At 37.0% G+C, this 2233-nt stretch carries 1 protein-coding gene; it reads left to right on the top strand.

What is annotated here, in order from left to right; all coding sequences use genetic code 11:
* Positions 1 to 363 precede the first annotated feature (363 nt).
* On the top strand, positions 364 to 2233 hold a 1870-nt coding region (locus tag COZ07_RS01540; RefSeq protein WP_406606838.1), incomplete at its 3' end, for a heavy metal translocating P-type ATPase.

The following is a 2233-nucleotide window of genomic DNA, read 5'->3' as shown; positions in this document are numbered from 1 at the left end:
GGACCAGAAAGATCTGTGAAGAAGATAGCATTAAACCAATCTACTTAAGACCGAGTATCTCCTTGGGTGATGCCACTCAGAAGGGGAGAGTATCAGAATACTGAGGCCCTCTTAAAAGAGGCCGATAAGAGGAGATGTATCAGGATAAAAATAAGAACCAGGTGAAGGAGACGTTTAAGTGACACGTTTTTTAGTTGATAAATAAATTACTTAATTATATGATTGATTCATTGCTCCATCGAATTATATCTAGAAAATTAAACACTATGATTATTTCCTAAAAATTAACTATTTAATACAACATATTTTACCTAAGCAGCAAATTTAATTTGGTTTTTAATCTTTATCTATGGAGGAAGTAAAATGACAAGATATAGATGTCCAAAATGTAAAATGGAGTATAATACTCCGGGAAAATGCGATATGTGCAAGGTAACTCTTGAAAAGATAGAAGAGAAGGAAACACATATACATAATATGCATCATGAAAAGCATGAACCTCAAGAACATAATCATAAATCTCAAAAAGATGAAAGTCATCAAGAGCATGAAAAACACATACCTTCTGACCATGAAGAGCACAAAGAGCACACGAATCATGACCATGACGAGTATCCTGAGCATAAAGAGCATATACATCATGATCATGCTGATCATCACCAACAAATGGTGGGTGATTTCAAAAAAAGATTTATAATATCAGTTTTAGTCACCATACCCATTCTTTTGCTGTCTCCCTTAATACAACAGTTATTTAATTTTAGGTTGGGTTTTCCTGGAGAAAAATATGTTCTGTTTGTTCTTTCCAGTTTTATATTTTTCTACGGCGGTCAGCCCTTTCTAAAGGGTTTTTTTGATGAGTCCAAGAAGAAACAGCCAGGAATGATGACCCTTATCGCCTTAGCCACATCAGTAGCCTATTTTTATAGTTCAGCTGTGGTTTTTGGTCTTAAAGGAGAGTTCTTTTTCTGGGAGCTTGCTACTTTGATAGATGTGATGCTTCTGGGTCACTGGTTTGAGATGAAATCTGTTTTAGGGGCCTCCAAGGCACTGGAAAAGCTGGCCCAATTAATGCCGGACACAGCCCACTTAATTAAAGGAAGCGAAGTAAAAGAAGTCAAAATTTCTGCATTAAAAAAGGGGGATAAAATCTTAATCAAAGCAGGTGAAAAAATACCTGCCGACGGTTTAGTTGTCAAAGGTAGTAGTTATATTGATGAATCAATGTTGACCGGAGAATCAAAGCCGGTACATAAAAAGCTGGAAGACAAAGTTATCGGCGGTTCGGTAAATGGAGATGCAGTTTTAGAAGTAAAGGTTGAAGGAACGGGAGAAGAATCGTATTTAAACAAGGTCATTAATCTGGTAAAAGAAGCGCAGTCATCCAAATCAAAAACTCAGAAGTTTGCGGATAAAGCAGCAAACTGGCTCACTATTATTGCGGTGACTACCGGAGCAGCAACACTCATTTACTGGTTTATTTATGGGCCCGACCTTGCATTTGCTATTGAAAGAATGGCTACGGTAATGGTTATTGCCTGCCCCCATGCTTTAGGTTTAGCCATACCTTTGGTCACTGCAGTTTCAACTACTTTGTCGGCAAAAAACGGTCTTTTGATAAGAAATAGAACTGCATTTGAAAATTCCAGAAAGATAACCACTGTGGTGTTTGATAAAACAGGTACCCTTACCGAAGGTAAGTTCGGAGTAAGCCTGGTTACGGTTACAGACAAAAGTTATGATGAAAAAAAGATTATTCAGTTGGCGGCCTCACTTGAAAAAAATTCTGAACACCCCATTGCCAAGGGAATTATAAGCAGAGCTGAAGAACTCAAAGTTAAGACCCTGCCGGTATCAGACTTTGAGGTAATAAAAGGACAAGGGGTAAAGGGAAAAATAGAAGAGAAAAACATTGCCTTGGTTAGCCAGAGTTATGTGAGAGAAAACAATTTTGAGATTCTAAAAGAGATTAAAGTTGATGAAACTGGAACATTAGTCTATGTTCTATTGGATAACCGAATAATTGGAGTTATCATTCTTGCTGATAATATTAGAGAGGAATCCTATGAAGCAATACAGCAACTAAAAAAATTGGGTATAAAGTGCTGGATGCTTACCGGAGACAATAAAAGAATCGCCGAAGAAGTTTCAAATAAGTTATATCTTGATGGTTATTTTGCAGAAGTACTGCCACATGAAAAGCTGGAAAAAATAAAAGAGCTACAGAATAACG

The sequence above is a fragment of the Candidatus Infernicultor aquiphilus genome (assembly GCF_002784285.1).
In the GTDB taxonomy this organism is placed as follows: Bacteria; Atribacterota; Phoenicimicrobiia; order Phoenicimicrobiales; family Phoenicimicrobiaceae; genus Infernicultor; species Infernicultor aquiphilus.
This window is presented reverse-complemented; position numbering and strand designations above follow the sequence as displayed.